The sequence below is a fragment of the Blastococcus goldschmidtiae genome, from assembly GCF_031845325.1.
Classification (GTDB): domain Bacteria; phylum Actinomycetota; class Actinomycetes; order Mycobacteriales; family Geodermatophilaceae; genus Blastococcus; species Blastococcus goldschmidtiae.
The window spans coordinates 1-18,357 of record NZ_JAVREI010000011.1 but is presented as its reverse complement, the minus strand read 5'-3'; the positions used below and the strand labels follow the sequence as shown (position 1 = coordinate 18,357).

Below are 18,357 nucleotides of genomic sequence, written 5' to 3'. Positions count from 1 at the left end.
CACGCACGGGCCGGACGCGGTCCGCGTCGGCTCCCCGGTCCGCACCGCCACGCCCGTCGCTCCAGCCCCACGGCCCGGGGAGCGGTGCGCCCGGTGCCCGGTCCCGTGCCCCCTCGCCGGGCGGTAACCTGGCACCTTCCCTCGGAATCCTTCCCCCGGCAGCGCCGGGGGCGTCCCCGGGGAGGCGCCCCGCACCCTGCGGCCGCCCGAGCCTGGAGGAGGTAGAAGTGTCCGCCTCTCGTGGCACCCCCCGCACCGACCCCGCCACCGCTCGCCTGGGCGGCTGGATCCAGCCCGTCGTCGAGGACGCCGGATACGACCTCGAGGAGCTGGTCGTCACCCCCGCCGGGCGGCGCAGCGTCGTCCGCGTCGTGGTCGACCGCGACTCCGGGGTCACCCTGGACGACATCGCCGACGTGAGCCGCGCGGTGTCCGACGTCCTCGACAGCGCCGACGACGGCATGGGCCGGACGCCCTACGTCCTGGAGGTCTCCAGCCCCGGCGTCGACCGGCCGCTCACCGAGCAGCGGCACTGGCGGCGCAACACCGGTCGCCTCGTCACCGTGGCCGCCGGTCCGGCCGGCTCCCGGGACCAGGTCACCGGGCGCATCACCGCCGTGGACGACGTCGGCGTGACGCTCGCGGTCGAGGCGCAGGGCAAGCCCGGTGCGAAGAAGCGTCCCCCGACGCCGCGGCAGGTGCCGTGGGCGGAGCTCGGCGACGGCCGCGTGCAGGTGGAGTTCGGGCGCGCTCCCGCCGGTGACGCGGCGTCCGGCGACGAGCTCCCCGAGGACGACCCGCTGGACGAACCGACCGACGACGACGTGATCGACGACCCGGAGCTCGGCGACGACGTCGCGTCCGGGAACGCGCCCCGGGCGCGAGGAGGAGCACAGTGAACATCGACGTCACCGCGCTCAAGGCGGTCGTCGGGGAGAAGGGCATCCCCGCCGACACGGTGATCGAGGCGATCGAGACCGCCCTGGTCACCGCCTACCGGCACGCCGACGGCGCCGCCAAGCACGTCCGCGTGCACGTGGACCGCAAGAGCGGCGAGGTCGCGGTGCTGGCGCAGGAGCTGGGTGCCGACGGCGAGGTCGTCCGGGAGTGGGACGACACCCCGGGCGACTTCGGCCGGATCGCGGCGAGCACGGCGAAGCAGGTCATCGTGCAGCGGCTGCGCGACGCCGAGCACGAGCAGACCTTCGGTGAGTACGCCGGCAAGGAGGGCGACATCGTCAGCGGCATCGTGCAGGCGCACGACCGCCGCAACGTGCAGGGCACCGTGCTGATCGACATCGGCAAGGTCGAGGCCGTGCTGCCCCCGACGGAGCAGGTGCCGGGGGAGAACTACGCCCACGGCAGCCGGCTGAAGGCCTACGTGGTGTCGGTGGCCCGGACGTTCCGCGGTCCGCAGGTGACCGTGTCCCGCACCCACCCGCACCTGGTCCGCAAGCTGTTCGCCCTGGAGGTGCCGGAGGTCGCCGACGGCAGCGTCGAGATCGTCGCGGTCGCCCGCGAGGCGGGGGCCCGCTCGAAGATCGCCGTCCGCACCAAGGTGCCCGGGCTCAACGCGAAGGGCGCGTGCATCGGCCCGATGGGCCAGCGGGTGCGCAACGTCATGAGCGAGCTGCACGGCGAGAAGATCGACATCGTCGACTGGTCCGACGACCCCGCCACCTTCGTCGCCCAGGCGCTGAGCCCCGCGCGGGTCTCCGACGCCCGTGTGGTCGACCCCCAGGCCAAGGCCGTGCGCGTGGTGGTGCCGGACTACCAGCTGTCCCTGGCGATCGGCAAGGAAGGGCAGAACGCCCGCCTGGCGGCCCGGCTGACCGGCTGCCGGATCGACATCCGCAGCGATGCCCAGGCCGAGGACGCGGCTGCCGAGCCCTCGCCGGGCGTGGGCCGGGCGCCCCTGCGGTCCGGGGCGCCGGCTGCCCCGTCCGGGGGACGTCCGAGCGCTTCCCGTACTCCGCCCCGACGCGTGGAACACCGGGGACCCACGACGCGCTAGAGTGCAGGGTGGCCGAAACGTCGATCCCGGAGCGCACCTGTGTGGGCTGCCGGCGACGCGCTCCGGTCACCGATCTGCTGCGTGTCGTCGAGAGCTCCGGGGCCCTGGTCCCGGACCCGAGACGGCGGCTCCCCGGAAGGGGAGCGTCGGTGCACCCCACTCCGGAGTGCCTGGGCGCAGCGGAGCGACGCCGGGCCTTCACCCGGGCGCTGCGCCTCCCCGGAGGCAGCCCGCTGGAGGTCGGTCCGCTCCGGGACCTCGTCCTCGGCTCCTCCTCGGAGGTCGCCGGGCCGCGGCCCGGGACGGGCGAGTGAGTGCGGCACCGCTGCACCCCACCTCACCAGCAGTTCCACGTCGGACCGGCACCAGGCCGGTCCGCATGTCGACAGGACATCGTCGGATGACTCAGCCGTGAAGTTCTCACGATGACCATGCGCCACTAACGACGAGGTCGAGCGGGCAAGCCGCCGGCCTCACACACGAGGAGACCCGTGCCAGGCAAAGCCCGCGTACACGAACTCGCCAAGGAGTTCGGTGTCGACAGCAAGACCGTGCTCGCCACGCTCAAGGAGCAGGGCGAGTTCGTGAAGTCCGCCTCCTCGACCGTCGAGGCCCCCGTGGCCCGACGGCTCCGTGAGGCCCTGGGCGCCGCCACCGGCGGCGCCGCAGCCCCCAGCGCTCCGGCGGCACCCGCCGCCCGTCCCGGGCCGGCGGCGTCCCGTCCGTCCGCTCCTGCCCCCGGGCCGCGGCCGGCCGCTCCGGCGCCGCAGGCGCCCGCAGCCAGTGCGCCAGCGCAGCCCGCGGCTCCGGCCGCTCCGGCTGCTCCGGCCGCTCCGCGCCAGGCGGCGCCCGCTCCGCAGGCCCCGGCCGCCAGCGCTCCGACCCAGCAGCCCCCGGCCGCTCGTCCGGCCGCGCCCCGTCCCGGCGCTGCCGGTGGTGGCGCGCCTGCCGGTGCCGGTCCGCGACCCGGACCGCGTCCGGCCCCGCGCCCCGGCAACAACCCGTTCAGCTCGCCCCGCCCGGCCGCACCTCCGGCCGCGGCGCCCGGTCCCGTGCCCGGCGCAGGCGCCGGGCCCCGGCCCGGCCCGGCCGCGCCGGGTGCCCGTCCCGCCGCTCCGGGTGGTCCGCGTCCTGCCGCCGGTCCCGGTGGCCCGCGTCCCGGCCCCGGCGGCCCGCGTCCCGCTCCCGGCGCCGGTGGCCCCCGCCCGGGTCCCGGTGCCGGCGGCCCGCGCCCGAACCCGGGCATGATGCCGCAGCGGCCGGCCCCGGGCATGGCGCCCGGTCGTCCCGGCGGCGGTCGTCCCGGTGGGCCCGGTGGCCCCGGTGGGCGCGCCGGCGGTCCCGGCGGCGGTGGCCGTCCGGGTGGTCCCGGCGGTGGCGGTGGCTTCCGTCCCGGTGGCGGCGGTGGCGCGCCCGGCGCCGGCGCGCCGGCCGGTGGCGGTTTCCGTGGCGGCGGCGGTCCCCGCGGCCGTGGCCGTGGTGGCTCGGGTGCCGGTACCGCCGGCGCCTTCGGCCGTCCCGGCGGTCGCGGTCCGGTCCGCGGTCGCAAGAGCAAGAAGCAGCGGCGTCAGGAGTTCGACTCCATGGCGGCGCCCAGCATGGGCGGCGTCAGCCTGCCCCGGGGCAACGGACAGACCGTCCGCCTGCCTCGTGGCGCCTCGCTGACCGACCTGGCCGAGCGCATCAACGCCGAGCCCGCCGCGCTGGTCACGGCCCTGTTCCACCTGGGCGAGATGATCACCGCGACGCAGTCGGTCAACGACGACACGTTGCAGCTCCTCGGTGCCGAGATCGGCTGGGTCATCCAGGTCGTGAGCCCCGAGGACGAGGACCGCGAGCTCCTCGAGACCTTCGACCTCACCTTCGGCGACGAAGAGGGTGAGGAGGGCGACTGGGAGTCCCGTCCGCCGGTGGTCACCGTCATGGGTCACGTCGACCACGGAAAGACCAAGCTGCTCGACGCCCTGCGGCACAGCAACGTGGTCTCGAAGGAGGCCGGTGGGATCACCCAGCACATCGGCGCCTACCAGATCGTCACCGAGCTGGAGCACAACGAGCGTCCGATCACCTTCATCGACACCCCGGGTCACGAGTCGTTCACCGCGATGCGTGCCCGTGGCGCGAAGGTCACCGACATCGTCGTACTCGTGGTCGCGGCCGACGACGGCGTCATGCCGCAGACGGTCGAGGCGCTCAACCACGCCCAGGCCGCCGAGGTGCCGATCGTGGTCGCGGTCAACAAGATCGACAAGGAGGGGGCCAACCCCGCCAAGATCCGTCAGCAGCTCACCGAGTACGGCCTGGTGGCCGAGGAGTACGGCGGCGACACGATGTTCGTCGACGTCTCCGCGATCAACCGCCAGGGCCTCGACGAGCTGCTCACGGCGATCCTGCTGACCGCCGACGCCTCGCTGGACCTGCGCGCGAACACCGAGCAGGACCCGCAGGGTGTGGTCATCGAGGGCAAGCTGGACAAGGGCCGGGGCCCCGTCGCCACGGTGCTGGTCCAGCGCGGCACGCTGCGCCAGGGCGACTCCATCGTGGCCGGTGACGCCTACGGTCGCGTCCGGTCGCTGCTCGACGAGCACGGCAACAAGCTCAAGGAAGCCCTGCCCGCGCGTCCGGTCCAGGTCGTCGGTCTGACGTCCGTGCCGCGCGCCGGCGACACGTTCCTGGTCGTCGAGGAGGACCGGGTGGCACGGCAGATCGCCGACCGCCGCCAGGCCCGCATCCGCAACGCGCAGAACGCCTCCATGCGCAAGCGGATCAGCCTCGAGGACCTCGACGCCGCCCTCAAGGAGACCCGTCAGCTCAACCTGATCATCAAGGGCGACAACTCGGGCACCGTCGAGGCGCTCGAAGAGGCGCTCATGAAGATCGAGGTCGACGACGACATCTCGCTGCGGGTCATCCACCGCGGCGTCGGTGGGATCACCAAGAGCGACATCGACCTGGCGCTGGCCGACGACGTCATCGTCCTGGGCTTCAACGTCCGGGCCGAGGGGCAGGCCACCGAGCTCGCCAACCGCGAGGGCGTGGACGTCCGGTACTACACGGTCATCTACCAGGCCATCGACGAGATCGAGGCCGCCCTCAAGGGGATGCTCAAGCCCGAGTACGAGGAGGTCCAGCTCGGCTCGGCGGAGGTCCGCGAGGTCTTCCGGGTGCCCAAGATCGGCAACGTCGCCGGTTCGCTGGTCCGCTCCGGGACGATCGTCCGTAACTCGAAGGCGCGTCTGCTGCGTGACGGCAACGTGGTCGCCGACAACCTGACGGTGGAGTCCCTCCGCCGCTTCAAGGACGACGCGACCGAGGTCCGCGAGGGCTACGAGTGCGGTATCGGCCTGGGGTCGTTCAACGACATCAAGCCCGACGACGTCATCCAGACGTTCGAGATGCGCGAGATCCCGCGCGTCTGAGTCCGATCAGCAGGGAGGCGGTGAGCGTGTTCACCGGCACGCTCACCGCCGACCTCCTGCTGGGCGACGTCCACTCGCTCAAGGGCAAGCGCGCCGTGGTGCGGCCGATCGTGGCCGAGCTGCGGCGCCGCTTCGCCGTCGCGGCGGCGGAGGTCGGTGACCAGGAGTTGCACCGCCGGGCGCAGGTCGGTCTGGCGACCGTCTCCGCGGACGCCGGGCAGGTCGCCGACGTCCTCGACGCGTGCGAGCGGTTGCTGGCCGAGCGGCCGGAGGTGACGCTGCTGTCGACGCATCGTCAGCTCGTCAGCGACACCGACTGAGCCGCCTCCCCCACACCTGTCCGTCCCGGCGTCCCGGCCCCCCGGGACGCCCTCCCCGAGGAGATCCGATGGCCGATCCGGCCCGCGCACGCAAGCTGGCGGTGCGCATCCGCCAGATCGTCTCCGCCGCGATCGAGACGCAGATCAAGGATCCGCGGCTCGGCATGGTGACGGTCACCGACGCCCGCGTCACCAGCGACCTCCGTGAAGCGACGATCTTCTACACCGTCTACGGCGACGAGACGCAGATCGCCGACTCCGCGGCCGCCCTGGCCAGTGCCACCGGCGTGCTGCGCTCCACCGTCGGCAAGCAGACCGGCATCAAGTTCGTGCCGACCCTGGCCTTCATCGCCGACATCGTCCCGGACACCGCGCGCGAGCTCGAGGAGGCACTCGAGCGCGCCCGGCACGCCGACGCCGAGCTGGCGCGCGCCCGCGAGGGCGCCCAGTACGCCGGGGAGCCGGACCCCTACCGCAAGCCCGCGGAGGACGCCGAGGACGACGAGGGGCACGAGGACGTCGCGCAGGACGTCCCGCTCGCATCGGGCACTGCCGATGACGGTGCCGACGACCTCCCCGCCCGAACCAGGAGTGCGCTGTGAGTCAGGACGACCCGAACCCGTACGAGCCCGACGAAGGCCACGGGAGGTCGATGCTGGGTGGGCGCGAGGTGCCCGCCGACGGTGATCCCACCGACGGCGGCAAGCGCGGCCAGATCGGCGATGCGCCGAGCATCACCTCCGACGAGCCCGACGACGGCACGTCCTACCCCGTGGGCGGAGGCGCGGTCACCGAGGAGGAGAACGCACCCCCGGTCGCCGATCCGGGCCCGGACGCCTGAGTCATGGCTCGTCTCCCCACCCCCGACGTCCCGGCGGGGCTCGCCGCGGTCTCCCGCTCCGCGGCCGGTGTCCTGGCCGAGGCGGCGCAGGCCCGCGCCACCGTCGTCCTGTCCGGGCACGTGAACCCCGACGCCGATGCGCTGGGCAGCACGCTGGCCCTCGCGGAGGGGCTGCGTCGCCGGGGAGCGCGCGTCCTGCCGACGTTCCCGGGGGAGCTCACGCTGCCGGCCTCGCTGGGCTGGCTGCCCGGCGCCGAGGGCCTGGTGCCCTCGACGTCGCTGCCGTCGACGCCCGACGTCTTCGTCAGCCTGGACGCCGCCTCGCCCGGACGACTGGGTGAGGTCGCCGTGCTCCTCGACACCGCCGCGACCTCGATCGTGGTCGACCACCACGCCAGCAACCCCGGCTTCGGCGGGCTCCGCCTGATCGATCCGGGCGCACCCGCCACGGTGGCCCTGGTCGCCGACCTGCTCGACGACCTGGGCGTCGCCCTCGACCGTCAGCTGGCCACCTGCCTCTACGCGGGACTGGCCGCCGACACCGGGTCCTTCCGCTTCGGCAACACCCGGCCGCAGACCCACGAGCTGGCCGCCCGGCTGCTGGCCACGGGCATCGACCACGCGGCGATCAGCCGCCGGCTGTTCGACACCGCTCCGTTCGGGTGGCTGAGCCTGCTGTCGGTCGTGACCGGCCGGGCGGTGCTCGAGCCCGAGGTCGGCGCCGGGCTGGTGTGGACCTGGTCGAGCACCGCCGAGGCGGCCGAGCACGGCCTGCCCGGTGAGCAGCTCGAGGCGCTGGTCGACGTCGTCCGCTCCGCCGAGGAGGCCGACGTCGCCTGCGTCCTCAAGGGTCAGGACGACGGTTCGTGGTCGGTCTCCCTGCGCTCGCGCGGCGGCACCGACCTCGCCCGCGTCGCCATGGCGCTCGGCGGTGGGGGACACACCCTGGCCGCCGGCTACACGGGCGCCGGATCACGTGACGAGGTCATCCGCGCGCTGCGAAGGCAACTGGGCGCCCGATGACACCGCGGTCCTCCGGACCGCACCGCGGCCAGGAGCCGTCCCCGGCGGGCGCTGAGCCCACCCACGGCTCCGCGTCGGGGAGCCTCCGGCCCCCGCTCCGCGGACCGTCGATCGTGTCCTTGGCTGCGCCGGCGCTCGTCGTCCTTGCCGCCGAGCCGCTCTACCTGCTGGTCGACACGGCCGTCGTCGGCAACCTCGGCACCGTGGCGCTGGGCGGGCTGGCCGTGGGCGGCGGGCTGCTGGCCTGGTCGGCCGCGCTGCTGAACTTCCTCGCGTACGGCACCACGGCCCGGGCCGCCCGGCGCGCCGGCGCCGGTGACCGTCCGGGGGCCGTGGCCGAGGGGGTCCAGGCCACCTGGCTGGCCGCTGCCCTCGGTGTCGTCGTGCTGGTGTTCTTCCAGATCACCGCCGGGCCCTTCACCCGGCTGCTGGCGGGGGGCGCCGGGCCGGTGGCCGAGGCGGGGGAGGAGTGGCTGCGGGTCGCCTCCCTCGGTCTGCCCCTGCTGCTCGTCTCGCTGGCGGGCAACGGCTGGCTGCGCGGCGTCCAGGAGCTGCGCCGGCCGGTCCGGTTCGTCCTCGCCGGCAGCGTGGCCAGCCTCGTGCTCTGCCCGCTGCTCGTCTACACGGCCGGCTGGGGGCTGGTGGGCTCCGCGGTCGCCAACGTGATCGGGCAGGCGATCACCGCGGGGCTGTTCCTGCGGGCCCTGTCCGCGGAGGGCGTGCCGTGGCATCCCCGGCCGGCGGCCGTGTTCTCCCAGCTCGTCATCGGCCGCGACCTGCTGCTGCGCGCCGCGGTGCTGCAGCTGTCCTTCCTCGTGGCGGCGGGCGTCGCCGCGCGCGCCGGCACGGCGCAGCTCGGCGCGCACCAGATCGCCCTGCAGCTGTTCTTCTTCCTCGCGCTGGTCCTCGACGCCTACGCCATCGCCGCCCAGACCCTCGTCGGCCACGCGCTCGGCGCCGGCCGGCCGGCCGAGGCGCGGGTCACCGCCCGCCGGGTGGCGCTGTGGGGGCTGGGCACCGGGACCGGCGTGGCGGTCGTCCTGCTCGCCCTGCGCGGCGTCGTCCCGCCGCTGTTCACCGACGACCCCGCCGTCGTCGACCAGGCGCTGCTGGTCTGGTGGTTCCTGGCCGCGATGCAGCCGCTGGCCGGCGTGGTCTTCGCCCTGGACGGGGTGCTCATGGGCGCCGGTGACGTCGGCTACCTGCGCACGCTCACGATCGGCTCGGCGGTCGTCGGCTTCCTGCCCCTGTCGCTGCTGTCCGGGCCGCTGGACTGGGGGCTGGCCGGGGTGTGGACGGGATTGTGCCTGTTCATCGGGATCCGACTGGTCGGTGTCCTCGTGCGGGTGGCCGGTGACCGGTGGCTGACCGCACCTGCGACGGTTACCGCGTGAGTCCCCGACGCCCCGACGCCGATGTCCCGCCCGGTCTGCTGCTGGTCGACAAGCCCGGTGGGATGACCTCGCACGACGTCGTCGCCCGTGCGCGGCGGGTGCTGTCGGTCCGCAAGGTCGGCCACGCCGGCACGCTGGACCCCATGGCCACCGGCCTGCTGGTCCTGGGCGTCGGGTCGGCGACCCGGCTGCTCGGGCACGTCGGCGGTCACGACAAAACGTACGAGGCCACCATCCGACTCGGGCAGTCGACGGTCACCGACGACCGCGAGGGCGAGCTGCTCGGTGGCGCGTCGACCGCCGGGGTGGACGACGACGCCATCCGGACCGCCCTTGCCGCCCGGACCGGCGCGCTCCAGCAGGTCCCCTCGTCGGTCAGCGCCGTCAAGGTGGCCGGGCGGCGGTCCTACGACCGCGTGCGGGCCGGCGAGGAGGTGGTGCTGGAGCCGCGCTCGGTGGTGGTCCACCGGCTCGACGTCCACCGCATCGCCCGCCCGGAGCCGGACCTGGTCGACGTCCACGTCACCGTCGAGTGCACCGCCGGCACCTACATCCGCGCGATCGCGCGCGACGCGGGCGCCGCGCTCGGCGTGGGCGGCCACCTCACCGCGCTGCGGCGGACCGCCTCGGGGCCCTTCACCGTGGCGCAGGCCGCCCCGGTCGAGGACGCGGGCGCCGCGCTGGGCTCCGGCGGGGGAGCTGGTGTGCTCGCCCTGACCGATGCCGCGCGGCTGGTCTTCCCCGAGCGCGCGCTGACCGCCGAGGAGGCCACCGCGGTGGGCTACGGCCAGCGCATCCCGGCGACCGGGGAGCCGGGGCTGCACGCGGCGGTCGACCCCGGCGGCCGGCTCGTGGCGCTGCTCGAGGACGCGGGGACGACGGCGCGCGTGGTGGTGGGCTTCCCGCCGCGCTGAGAAAGGACCCCCTGCCCCCCACCGCTCGCACGCTCGCGGCGGGGCCCTGCAGGGGGCCGGGATTGAGCCGGCCGCAATGCGGGAAGGGCTGGCGGATGAGCGTCGTGAAGATCAACGCGATCACCGTCCCCAAGGACAAGCAGGACCGCTTCGAGGAGCGCTTCCGCGGGCGAGCCGGAGCCGTCGAGTCCACCCCGGGCTTCGAGTGGTTCGAGCTCCTGAGGCCGCTCGAGGGCACCGACCAGTACCTGGTCTACACCCGGTGGAGCAGCCACGAGGCCTACGAGGCCTGGCAGTCCAGCCAGGACTTCGACCGGGCGCACGACGGCGGCGGCGACACGCTGGCGTCCGCGGCCCCGCACTCGGCCCACGTCTGGACCTACGAGGTGCTCGAGTACGCCGGCCCCAGCGCCAACCAGGAGAACCAGGCCTGAGCGGGCCCGCGGCGGTCGGCTCCCGGCCGCCGCCGGAGCCGGGGATAGTGTGAGGCGGGGTCCGGTCGTCGCCGGGTGCCCCTTCGCACGCACATGCAGGTGGGAGCCATGACCGACACGCTCAGCGACAGCCGTACCTCCGCGCGGATGTTCACCGAGGACGTGCCGGTCGTCGTGGAGGACGTCCGTCGCCGCGACGTCGCCGAGCGCGCGGCCGTGCTGGCCGACCCCGGCTTCGGTCGCAATTTCACCGACTCCATGTTCGTGGCCCGCTACGAGGCCGGGCGCGGCTGGTACGACGCCCGGCTCACGCAGTACGGCCCGCTGCCGATGGAGCCGGGCACGGCCGCCCTGCACTACGCGCAGTCGATCTTCGAGGGGCTCAAGGCCTACGCCCAGCCCGACGGCAGCGTCGCGACGTTCCGCCCGGAGGCCAACGCCGCACGCTTCGCCCGTAGCGCCGACCGGCTGGCCATGCCCCAGGTGCCCGAGGAGTCCTTCCTCGCCGCCGTCGACGCGCTGGTCGACGCCGACCGCGACTGGGTGCCCACCGGCCCCGACCAGACGCTCTACCTGCGGCCCTACATGCTCGCCAGCGAGTCCTTCCTGGGTGTCCGGCCCGCGAACGAGTACCTCTTCCTCGTCATCGCCAGCCCGGCCGGCGCCTACTTCCCTCGGGGTGTGCACCCCGTCTCGGTCTTCGTCTCCGAGGACTACGTCCGCGCGGCGCCCGGTGGCACCGGCGACGTCAAGTGCGCCGGCAACTACGCCGCCAGCCTGCGGCCGCAGCAGCAGGCCAGCGAACTGGGGTGCGACCAGGTCGTCTACCTCGACGCCGTGGAGCGGCGGTACATCGAGGAGCTGGGCGGGATGAACCTCTTCTTCGTCCTCGGCTCCGGCGAGGACGCCGAACTGGTCACCCCCGAGCTCTCCGGCACGCTGCTGCCCGGCATCACCCGCGACTCGCTGATGACCGTCGCGCGCGAGCTCGGGCACCGGGTGGCCGAGCGGAAGGTCACCCTGGACGAGTGGCGCAGCGGAGCGCTCGACGGCTCCATCACCGAGTCCTTCGCCTGCGGGACGGCCGCCGTCATCACCCCCGTCGGCCAGGTCAAGGCCCGGACCGGCGACTTCACCGTCGGGGACGGCTCGTCCGGCCCGCTGACCATGCGGCTGCGCGAGGCGCTGCTCGACATCCAGCACGGGCGGGTGGCCGACACCCGCGGCTGGCTGCACCGCGTCGGCTGAGCACACCGGACCGGAGGACGCGGAGACGTGCAGCGCTGGCGAGGCCTGGAGGCCACCCCGGGTGGCCTCGGTCGCACCGTGGTCACCATCGGCATGTACGACGGCGTCCACCGCGGCCACCAGAAGCTGATCGGGGCCGCGGTCGTCCGCGCGCACGCCATGCGCCGGCCCTGCCTGCTGCTGACCTTCGATCCGCACCCGGCGGAGGTCGTCCGGCCGGGCTCGCACCCGGCGATCCTCACCTCCCTGGACCGCAAGGCCGAGCTCGTGGCCTCCCTCGGCGTCGACGCCATGTGCGTCCTGCCGTTCACGGCCGAGTTCATGCGGCTCCCGCCGGAGACCTTCACCCACACGGTGCTGGTCGAGCACCTGCACGCGGCGCAGGTGGTGGTGGGGGAGAACTTCACCTACGGGCACAAAGCCGCCGGCACGGTGGCCTCCCTCACGGCGGAGGGCCGCCGTTTCGGCTTCGCCGTCGAGGGCGTCCCTCTGGCGGAGGACACCTCCGACTCCGGGGACGTGACCATCTCCTCGACCTACATCCGGGCATGCGTCGCAGCCGGCGACATGGTGTCGGCCGCCCGGGCGCTGGGGCGGCCGCACCGGGTCGACGGCGTCGTCGTCCGCGGGGACCGGCGCGGGCGGGACCTCGGCTACCCGACGGCGAACGTGGAGAGCCAGCCGTACACGGCGATCCCGGCCGACGGTGTCTACGCCGGGCACCTGGTGACCCGGGACCCGCGCAGCGGGGCGAGCCGCGAACGCCTCCCGGCGGCGATCTCGGTGGGGACCAACCCCACGTTCCAGGGCAGCCGGCGCACCGTGGAGGCGTTCGTCCTGGACTACGACGGCGACCTCTACGGCGAGCACGTGGGGGTGGAGTTCACCTCGCGGCTGCGGCCGATGGAGGCGTTCCCCGACGTCGAGGCGCTGTTGGCAGCCATGGCCAAGGACGTCTCGGACACCCGCCAGATCCTCGGCATGTAGCCTGGGAGTCCGCCGGGGTGACCCGGCGTGTGTGAAGCCTGCCCTCGTGAGTCAGACCGGGGGCCACACGTGACCCGCCCCGGAGGCGAACATGGCGCTCGACAGCGCGCTCAAGAAGCAGATCATGACCGACTACGCGACGGTCGAGAACGACACCGGTTCGCCCGAGGTGCAGGTCGCGATGCTCAGCCGTCGGATCAGCGACCTGACCGAGCACCTCAGGATGCACAAGCACGACCACCACAGCCGTCGGGGTCTGCTCCTGCTGGTCGGTCGCCGTCGCCGGCTGCTGAACTACCTGGCCAAGACCGACATCAACCGCTACCGGTCGCTCATCGAGCGGCTCGGTCTGCGCCGCTAGGCACCACGAGGGGGCCGCTCCCGGAACACTCCGGGACGGTCCCCTTCCTCGTGCGGCACCCGCCGCGCGGGGAGAACCGGCCAGCCGCCGGACGCGTCCCTCGAGGACCGGTCCTCGGTAGTGGCCCCCGGGCACGCTCCTCCACCGCGAGGAATGGCCACCCCCCGTACGGGGAACCAGGTCCCGAGGGCTTCGATCGAGCACCGGTCGCCCCGGACGCAGGACGGCAACCAGTCCAGGACTGGCCGTCAGAGGAGTCGCAGGTCGGCACGAGGCCGATGCGACGAAAGAAGAGAGAAGGACACGTGTCCGCACCCACCATCACCGCAGAGTTCGACGCCGAGGACGGCGTCACCACCGCCACCGCCGTCATCGACAACGGCAGCTTCGGCAGCCGGTCGGTCACCTTCGAGACCGGCCGCCTCGCCAAGCAGGCCGCCGGCTCCGTCGTCGTCACCATGGGCGACACCATGCTGCTGTCGGCCACCACGGCCGGCCGGTCGCCCCGCGAGAACCTGGACTTCTTCCCGCTGACGGTGGACGTCGAGGAGCGGATGTACTCGATCGGGAAGATCCCCGGCTCGTTCTTCCGCCGCGAGGGCCGCCCGTCCGAGGACGCGATCCTCACCTGCCGCCTGATCGACCGCCCGCTGCGCCCGACCTTCGCCTCGGGGCTGCGCAACGAGGTCCAGGTCGTCATCACCGTCATGGCGCTGGACCCGGGGCACCTCTACGACGTGCTGGCGATCAACGGCGCGTCGGCGTCCACCCAGCTGTCCGGTCTGCCGTTCTCCGGCCCGATCGGCGCCACCCGCGTGGCCCTCATCAACGGCCAGTGGGTCGGCTTCCCGACCCACGCCGAGCTCGAGGACGCCGTCTTCGACATGGTCGTGGCCGGCCGCGTCCTCCCGGACGGCGACGTCGCGATCATGATGGTCGAGGCCGAGGCCACCGAGAAGACGATCGAGCTCGTCGCCGGTGGCGCCACCGCCCCGACCGAGGAGGTCGTGGCCCAGGGCCTCGAGGCGGCCAAGCCCTTCATCAAGGCGCTGTGCGACGCGCAGTCCGCGATGGCCGAGAAGGCCGCCAAGCCGGTCGCCGACTTCCCCCGCTTCCTGGACTACCAGGACGACGTCTACGCCGCCGTCGAGGCGCACGTCAGCGACAAGCTGGCCCAGGCCCAGCAGATCGCCGGCAAGGCCGAGCGTGAGGACGCCACCGACGCCCTCAAGGACGAGGTCAAGGCCGCTTTGGCCGGCCAGTTCGAGGGCCGCGAGAAGGAGATCTCAGCCGCGTTCCGCGCGCTGACCAAGAAGGTCGTCCGCCAGCGGATCCTGCGCGACAAGGTCCGCATCGACGGCCGTGGCCTCACCGACATCCGGCCGCTGTCGGCCGAGGTCGAGGTCATCCCGCGCGTGCACGGCTCGGCACTGTTCGAGCGCGGCGAGACCCAGATCCTGGGCGTCACCACGCTCAACATGCTCCGCATGGAGCAGCAGCTGGACACGCTGAACCCGATCACCCGCAAGCGCTACATGCACAACTACAACTTCCCGCCGTACTCCACCGGCGAGACCGGTCGCGTGGGCTCGCCCAAGCGTCGCGAGATCGGCCACGGCGCGCTCGCCGAGCGGGCGCTCCTCCCGGTGCTGCCCGACCGCGAGGAGTTCCCCTACGCGATCCGCCAGGTGTCGGAGGCGCTGGGCTCCAACGGCTCGACGTCCATGGGTTCGGTCTGCGCCTCGACGCTGGCCCTGCTCAACGCCGGTGTGCCGCTGAAGGCGCCGGTCGCCGGCATCGCCATGGGCCTGGTCTCCGACGAGGTCGACGGCAAGACCGAGTACGTCGCGCTGACCGACATCCTCGGCGCCGAGGACGCCTTCGGTGACATGGACTTCAAGGTCGCCGGCACCCGCGACTTCGTCACGGCCCTCCAGCTGGACACGAAGCTCGACGGCATCCCCTCCGACGTCCTCGCCGGTGCGCTCACCCAGGCCCGCGCGGCCCGGCTGCACATCCTCGACGTGATGAACGAGGCCATCGACGCCCCGGACGAGATGAGCCCGTACGCGCCCCGCGTGACCACGGTGCGCATCCCGGTCGACAAGATCGGCGCGGTGATCGGCCCCAAGGGCCAGATGATCAACGCGATCCAGGACGAGACCGGCGCCGACATCACCATCGAGGACGACGGCACGATCTACGTCGGCGCCTCCGACGGCCCCTCGGCCCAGGCCGCGGTGGACCGGATCAACGCCATCGCGAACCCGACGCTGCCCAAGGTCGGCGAGCGCTTCCTCGGCACGGTCGTCAAGACCACGCCGTTCGGCGCCTTCGTCTCCCTGCTGCCCGGCCGCGACGGCCTGGTGCACATCAGCAAGCTCGGTGGTGGCAAGCGGATCAACAAGGTCGAGGACGTGGCCAACGTCGGCGACAAGATGCAGGTGGAGATCACCGACATCGACGCCCGCGGCAAGATCAGCCTGGTGCCGGTCGCCGAGGGCGACGCCGGTCAGGCCGCTCCGGCCGAGGCCGGCGAGGCCGCTGCACCCGCGGGTGAGTGACCACGTCCACTGACGTGATCGGGTCCGGGGCGGGTGCTGGTGCACCCGCCCCGGTTCCGGTCGGGGTGACCCAGCTGCTCGACCTGGACGAGGTCGGCGGCCGGGTGGAGCGCACGACGCTGCCGGGGGGCCTGCGGGTCCTCACCGAGACGATGCCCGGCGTCCTCTCGGCGACGCTGGGCATCTGGGTCGACGTCGGCTCGCGGGACGAGACGCCGGCCGTGGCCGGCTCGTCGCACTTCCTCGAGCACCTGTTGTTCAAGGGGACGACGTCGCGCAGCGCCCTGGAGATCGCGACGGCCATGGATGCCGTCGGCGGCGAGATGAACGCGTTCACCGCCAAGGAGCACACGTGCTTCTACGCGAACGTGCTCGCCAGCGACCTGCCGCTGGCGGTGACGCTGCTGGCCGACCTGGTCACCGACGCCACGAACACGGCGGCCGATCTCGAGTCCGAGCGCACGGTCGTGCTCGAGGAGATCGCCATGCGCGACGACGAGCCGTCGGACGCGGTCCACGACCTGTTCTCCGAGACGCTGTTCGGCGACACGCCCCTGGGGCGCTCTGTCCTGGGCACCGTGGAGTCGATCGAGGGGCTGACCCGCGCCGACGTCGACGACTGGTACCGGCAGCGGTACGCCATGCCCTCGATGGTCGTCACGGCGGCCGGCCGGGTCGACCACCAGCAGGTCCTCGACCTGGTCGCGGCCGCATTCGGCAACCGTCTCCCGGACGCCGGGGAACCGGCTCCCCTCCGGACCGGCGAGCCCGGAGCCGACCGTCCCGCGCGGTCGACCGGCCTGATCTCCCGACGCACCGAGCAGACGCACCTGCTGATGGGGACGCCCGGGCTCGGGCGGCTGGACGGACGTCGCTACGCCGCCGCCGTCCTCGACGCGGCCGTCGGCGGCGGGATGAGCTCCCGGCTGTTCCAGGAGATCCGCGAGAAGCGCGGCCTCGTGTACAGCGTCGGCTCGGCCCTCACGCACTACGCCGGGGCCGGGGCGTTCTCCGTCTACGCGGGGTGTTCCAAGAAGCGGGTGCCGGAGGTGCTGCGGCTCGTCCGCGAGTGCCTCGACGGCGCTGCCGCCCAGGGCCTCACCTCCGAGGAGGTGGCCCGGGCCCGCGGTCAGCTCAAGGGCGGCATGGTGCTCGGCCTCGAGGACACCGGGTCCCGGATGAGCCGGCTCGGCAAGAGCGAGCTGTCCTACGGGGAGTACCTGCCGGTCCGGGAGGTCCTGGCCCGGCTGGACGCCGTCGACGAGCAGCAGGTGCGCGAGGTGGCCACCGAGCTGTTCGGTCGGCCGACCTGCCTGGCCGTCGTGGGGCCCTACCGCGAGTCGGACCTCGACCGGCTCTGATGGCGCCCCACCCCGCGCTGGCGGTTCGCGGGAAGCTCGCCCGGGCTGCGTTCGCCATGGCGCTCCTGGCCTCCTTGGCCGTGCTCTTCGCTCCGGCGTCCGACGTGCCGTCCGCGCCCGCGGGGGTGGACAAGGTCGTGCACCTGGCACTGTTCGCCGCGTTGGCGTCCAGCGGCCGCTGGGCCGGCGTCGGGTCACGGGTGCTGGTCCCTCTGTTGCTCGTCTACGCGGCGGTCAGCGAGGTGGTGCAGGGCCTGCCGGCGCTGAACCGCAGCATGTCGGTGGCCGACTGGATCGCCGACGCGATCGGCGTGCTGCTGGGGCTGGCGCTGTGGGGCCTGGCCGCACGACGGACCCCGACGCCGCGCTGAACGGCGGGGCTGTCTTGCGGTTCGGCGGTCCTGCGGGAAACCTGACCGCGTGACCACCGCACCGGACCAGCAGCCCGATCCGACTCCGCCGGGCGACGCCCCGGTGCTCAACGTGGGGGTCCTGGGGGCACGCGGCCGGATGGGCACCGAGGTGGTCAAGGCGGTCAACGACGCCCAGGACCTCGAGCTGGTGGCGATGGTCGACGAGGGCGACTGGCTGTTCGGCCTGGCCGACGCCGGCACCCAGGTGGTCGTCGACTTCACCCGTCCGGACGCCGTCATGGACAACATCCGGTTCTGCATCGACAACAACATCCACTGCGTGGTGGGGACGACGGGCTTCGACGAGGACCGGCTGGCGACGATCGCCGAGTGGCTGGCCCCCAAGCCCGAGGTCGGCGTGATCATCGCGCCCAACTTCGGCATCGGCGCGCTGCTGCTGATGAAGTTCGCCCAGGACGCGGCCCGGTTCTTCCCCTCCGTGGAGGTGGTCGAGCTGCACCACCCGAACAAGGTCGACGCCCCCTCGGGGACGGCGGTGCGGACGGCGCGATTGATCGCGGCGGCCCGCCGCGACGCGGGGATGCCCCCGGCGCCGGACGCCACCACTGACGCCCTTCCCGGCGCGCGCGGTGCCGACGTCGACGGCGTGCCGGTGCACGCGGTGCGCCTGACCGGCCTGGTCGCGCACCAGGAGGTGCTCATGGGCGCGGAGGGGGAGACCCTGACGCTCCGCCACGACTCCTACGACCGGGCGTCGTTCATGCCGGGGGTGCTGCTCGCGGTGCGCGAGATCGGCCGGCGGCCCGGCCTGACCGTAGGCATCGAGGGACTGCTGGGCCTCTGAGGAAGGACCACCCTTCCCCCCACGCCTCGCACGCTCGCCGCGGGCCCCTGAAGGGCGGCCGGACAGCGGCTCCTCACTGTGACGGGGACCGCTCGACGGGGGGTTGCGAGACACCCGTCGAGGGCGTGTATGGTTCTCCATGCGCCGCGCGGCCCTGAGGGGCCGCCGGACCGGGACCCGCCGCTGGCGGGGGCAACGGAAACCGGCGTAGTGTTGGACATCCAGCCAGGTGCGGAGCCCGTGAGGGTCGAGTGTCTGC

At 73.6% G+C, this 18,357-nt stretch carries 18 protein-coding genes and 1 pseudogene; all 19 read left to right on the top strand.

Annotated elements, in window-relative coordinates; translation table 11 throughout:
- Nucleotides 1-227: 227 nt before the first annotated feature.
- Nucleotides 228-899 (top strand): ribosome maturation factor RimP, encoded by a 672-nt coding sequence (rimP, locus tag RM425_RS14805; protein WP_311345987.1) that lies wholly within the window; start codon nucleotides 228-230, stop codon nucleotides 897-899.
- A complete protein-coding gene (gene nusA / locus RM425_RS14800) occupies nucleotides 896-2,014 on the top strand; it encodes a transcription termination factor NusA (protein ID WP_311345986.1) in 1,119 nt (372 codons plus the stop codon). The genes rimP and nusA overlap by 4 nt, the downstream gene beginning before the upstream one ends.
- 8 nt (nucleotides 2,015-2,022) lie before the next feature.
- Nucleotides 2,023-2,328, top strand: coding sequence for a YlxR family protein (locus RM425_RS14795; protein ID WP_311345985.1), 306 nt, complete (start codon nucleotides 2,023-2,025; stop codon nucleotides 2,326-2,328).
- Between the two features lie 177 nt (nucleotides 2,329-2,505).
- Nucleotides 2,506-2,649, top strand: a pseudogene (locus tag RM425_RS14790) (translation initiation factor IF-2 N-terminal domain-containing protein); the annotation flags it as partial.
- A gap of 948 nt (nucleotides 2,650-3,597) precedes the next feature.
- Nucleotides 3,598-5,433 (top strand): translation initiation factor IF-2, encoded by a 1,836-nt coding sequence (gene infB, locus RM425_RS14785; protein ID WP_311346101.1) that lies wholly within the window; start codon nucleotides 3,598-3,600, stop codon nucleotides 5,431-5,433.
- A gap of 20 nt (nucleotides 5,434-5,453) precedes the next feature.
- A complete protein-coding gene (locus RM425_RS14780; protein ID WP_311345984.1) occupies nucleotides 5,454-5,753 on the top strand; it encodes a DUF503 domain-containing protein in 300 nt (99 codons plus the stop codon).
- 68 nt (nucleotides 5,754-5,821) lie between these two features.
- Nucleotides 5,822-6,355: a 30S ribosome-binding factor RbfA gene (rbfA, locus tag RM425_RS14775; protein WP_311345983.1), complete on the top strand. Its 534-nt coding sequence runs from the start codon at nucleotides 5,822-5,824 to the stop codon at nucleotides 6,353-6,355.
- Nucleotides 6,352-6,594 (top strand): hypothetical protein, encoded by a 243-nt coding sequence (locus RM425_RS14770; RefSeq protein ID WP_311345982.1) that lies wholly within the window; start codon nucleotides 6,352-6,354, stop codon nucleotides 6,592-6,594. Before rbfA ends, RM425_RS14770 begins: the two co-directional genes overlap by 4 nt.
- Nucleotides 6,595-6,597: 3 nt before the next feature.
- On the top strand, nucleotides 6,598-7,617 hold the full coding sequence (locus tag RM425_RS14765; protein WP_311345981.1) for a DHH family phosphoesterase: 1,020 nt from the start codon (nucleotides 6,598-6,600) through the stop codon (nucleotides 7,615-7,617).
- Between the two features lie 113 nt (nucleotides 7,618-7,730).
- Entirely contained in the window at nucleotides 7,731-9,011 is a 1,281-nt protein-coding gene (locus RM425_RS14760; RefSeq protein ID WP_311345980.1) for an MATE family efflux transporter, read from the top strand.
- Complete coding sequence (gene truB / locus RM425_RS14755; protein ID WP_311345979.1) at nucleotides 9,008-9,925, top strand: tRNA pseudouridine(55) synthase TruB; 918 nt, start codon at nucleotides 9,008-9,010, stop codon at nucleotides 9,923-9,925. Before RM425_RS14760 ends, truB begins: the two co-directional genes overlap by 4 nt.
- Nucleotides 9,926-10,020: 95 nt before the next feature.
- Nucleotides 10,021-10,359, top strand: coding sequence for an antibiotic biosynthesis monooxygenase family protein (locus RM425_RS14750; RefSeq protein WP_311345978.1), 339 nt, complete (start codon nucleotides 10,021-10,023; stop codon nucleotides 10,357-10,359).
- 108 nt (nucleotides 10,360-10,467) lie between these two features.
- Nucleotides 10,468-11,607, top strand: coding sequence for a branched-chain amino acid aminotransferase (locus RM425_RS14745; RefSeq protein ID WP_311345977.1), 1,140 nt, complete (start codon nucleotides 10,468-10,470; stop codon nucleotides 11,605-11,607).
- 27 nt (nucleotides 11,608-11,634) lie between these two features.
- A complete protein-coding gene (locus RM425_RS14740; protein WP_311345976.1) occupies nucleotides 11,635-12,594 on the top strand; it encodes a bifunctional riboflavin kinase/FAD synthetase in 960 nt (319 codons plus the stop codon).
- A gap of 91 nt (nucleotides 12,595-12,685) precedes the next feature.
- The gene (gene rpsO / locus RM425_RS14735) at nucleotides 12,686-12,955 is read left to right on the top strand and encodes a 30S ribosomal protein S15 (protein ID WP_091764905.1); all 270 of its coding nucleotides are present in this window, start codon (nucleotides 12,686-12,688) and stop codon (nucleotides 12,953-12,955) included.
- A 305-nt stretch (nucleotides 12,956-13,260) separates the two neighbouring features.
- Entirely contained in the window at nucleotides 13,261-15,519 is a 2,259-nt protein-coding gene (locus RM425_RS14730; protein WP_311345975.1) for a polyribonucleotide nucleotidyltransferase, read from the top strand.
- Nucleotides 15,516-16,880, top strand: coding sequence for a M16 family metallopeptidase (locus RM425_RS14725; RefSeq protein WP_311345974.1), 1,365 nt, complete (start codon nucleotides 15,516-15,518; stop codon nucleotides 16,878-16,880). The genes RM425_RS14730 and RM425_RS14725 overlap by 4 nt, the downstream gene beginning before the upstream one ends.
- Nucleotides 16,880-17,251: a VanZ family protein gene (locus tag RM425_RS14720; RefSeq protein ID WP_311345973.1), complete on the top strand. Its 372-nt coding sequence runs from the start codon at nucleotides 16,880-16,882 to the stop codon at nucleotides 17,249-17,251. Before RM425_RS14725 ends, RM425_RS14720 begins: the two co-directional genes overlap by 1 nt.
- 49 nt (nucleotides 17,252-17,300) lie before the next feature.
- Entirely contained in the window at nucleotides 17,301-18,098 is a 798-nt protein-coding gene (gene dapB, locus RM425_RS14715) for a 4-hydroxy-tetrahydrodipicolinate reductase (protein ID WP_311345972.1), read from the top strand.
- Nucleotides 18,099-18,357: the final 259 nt, after the last annotated feature.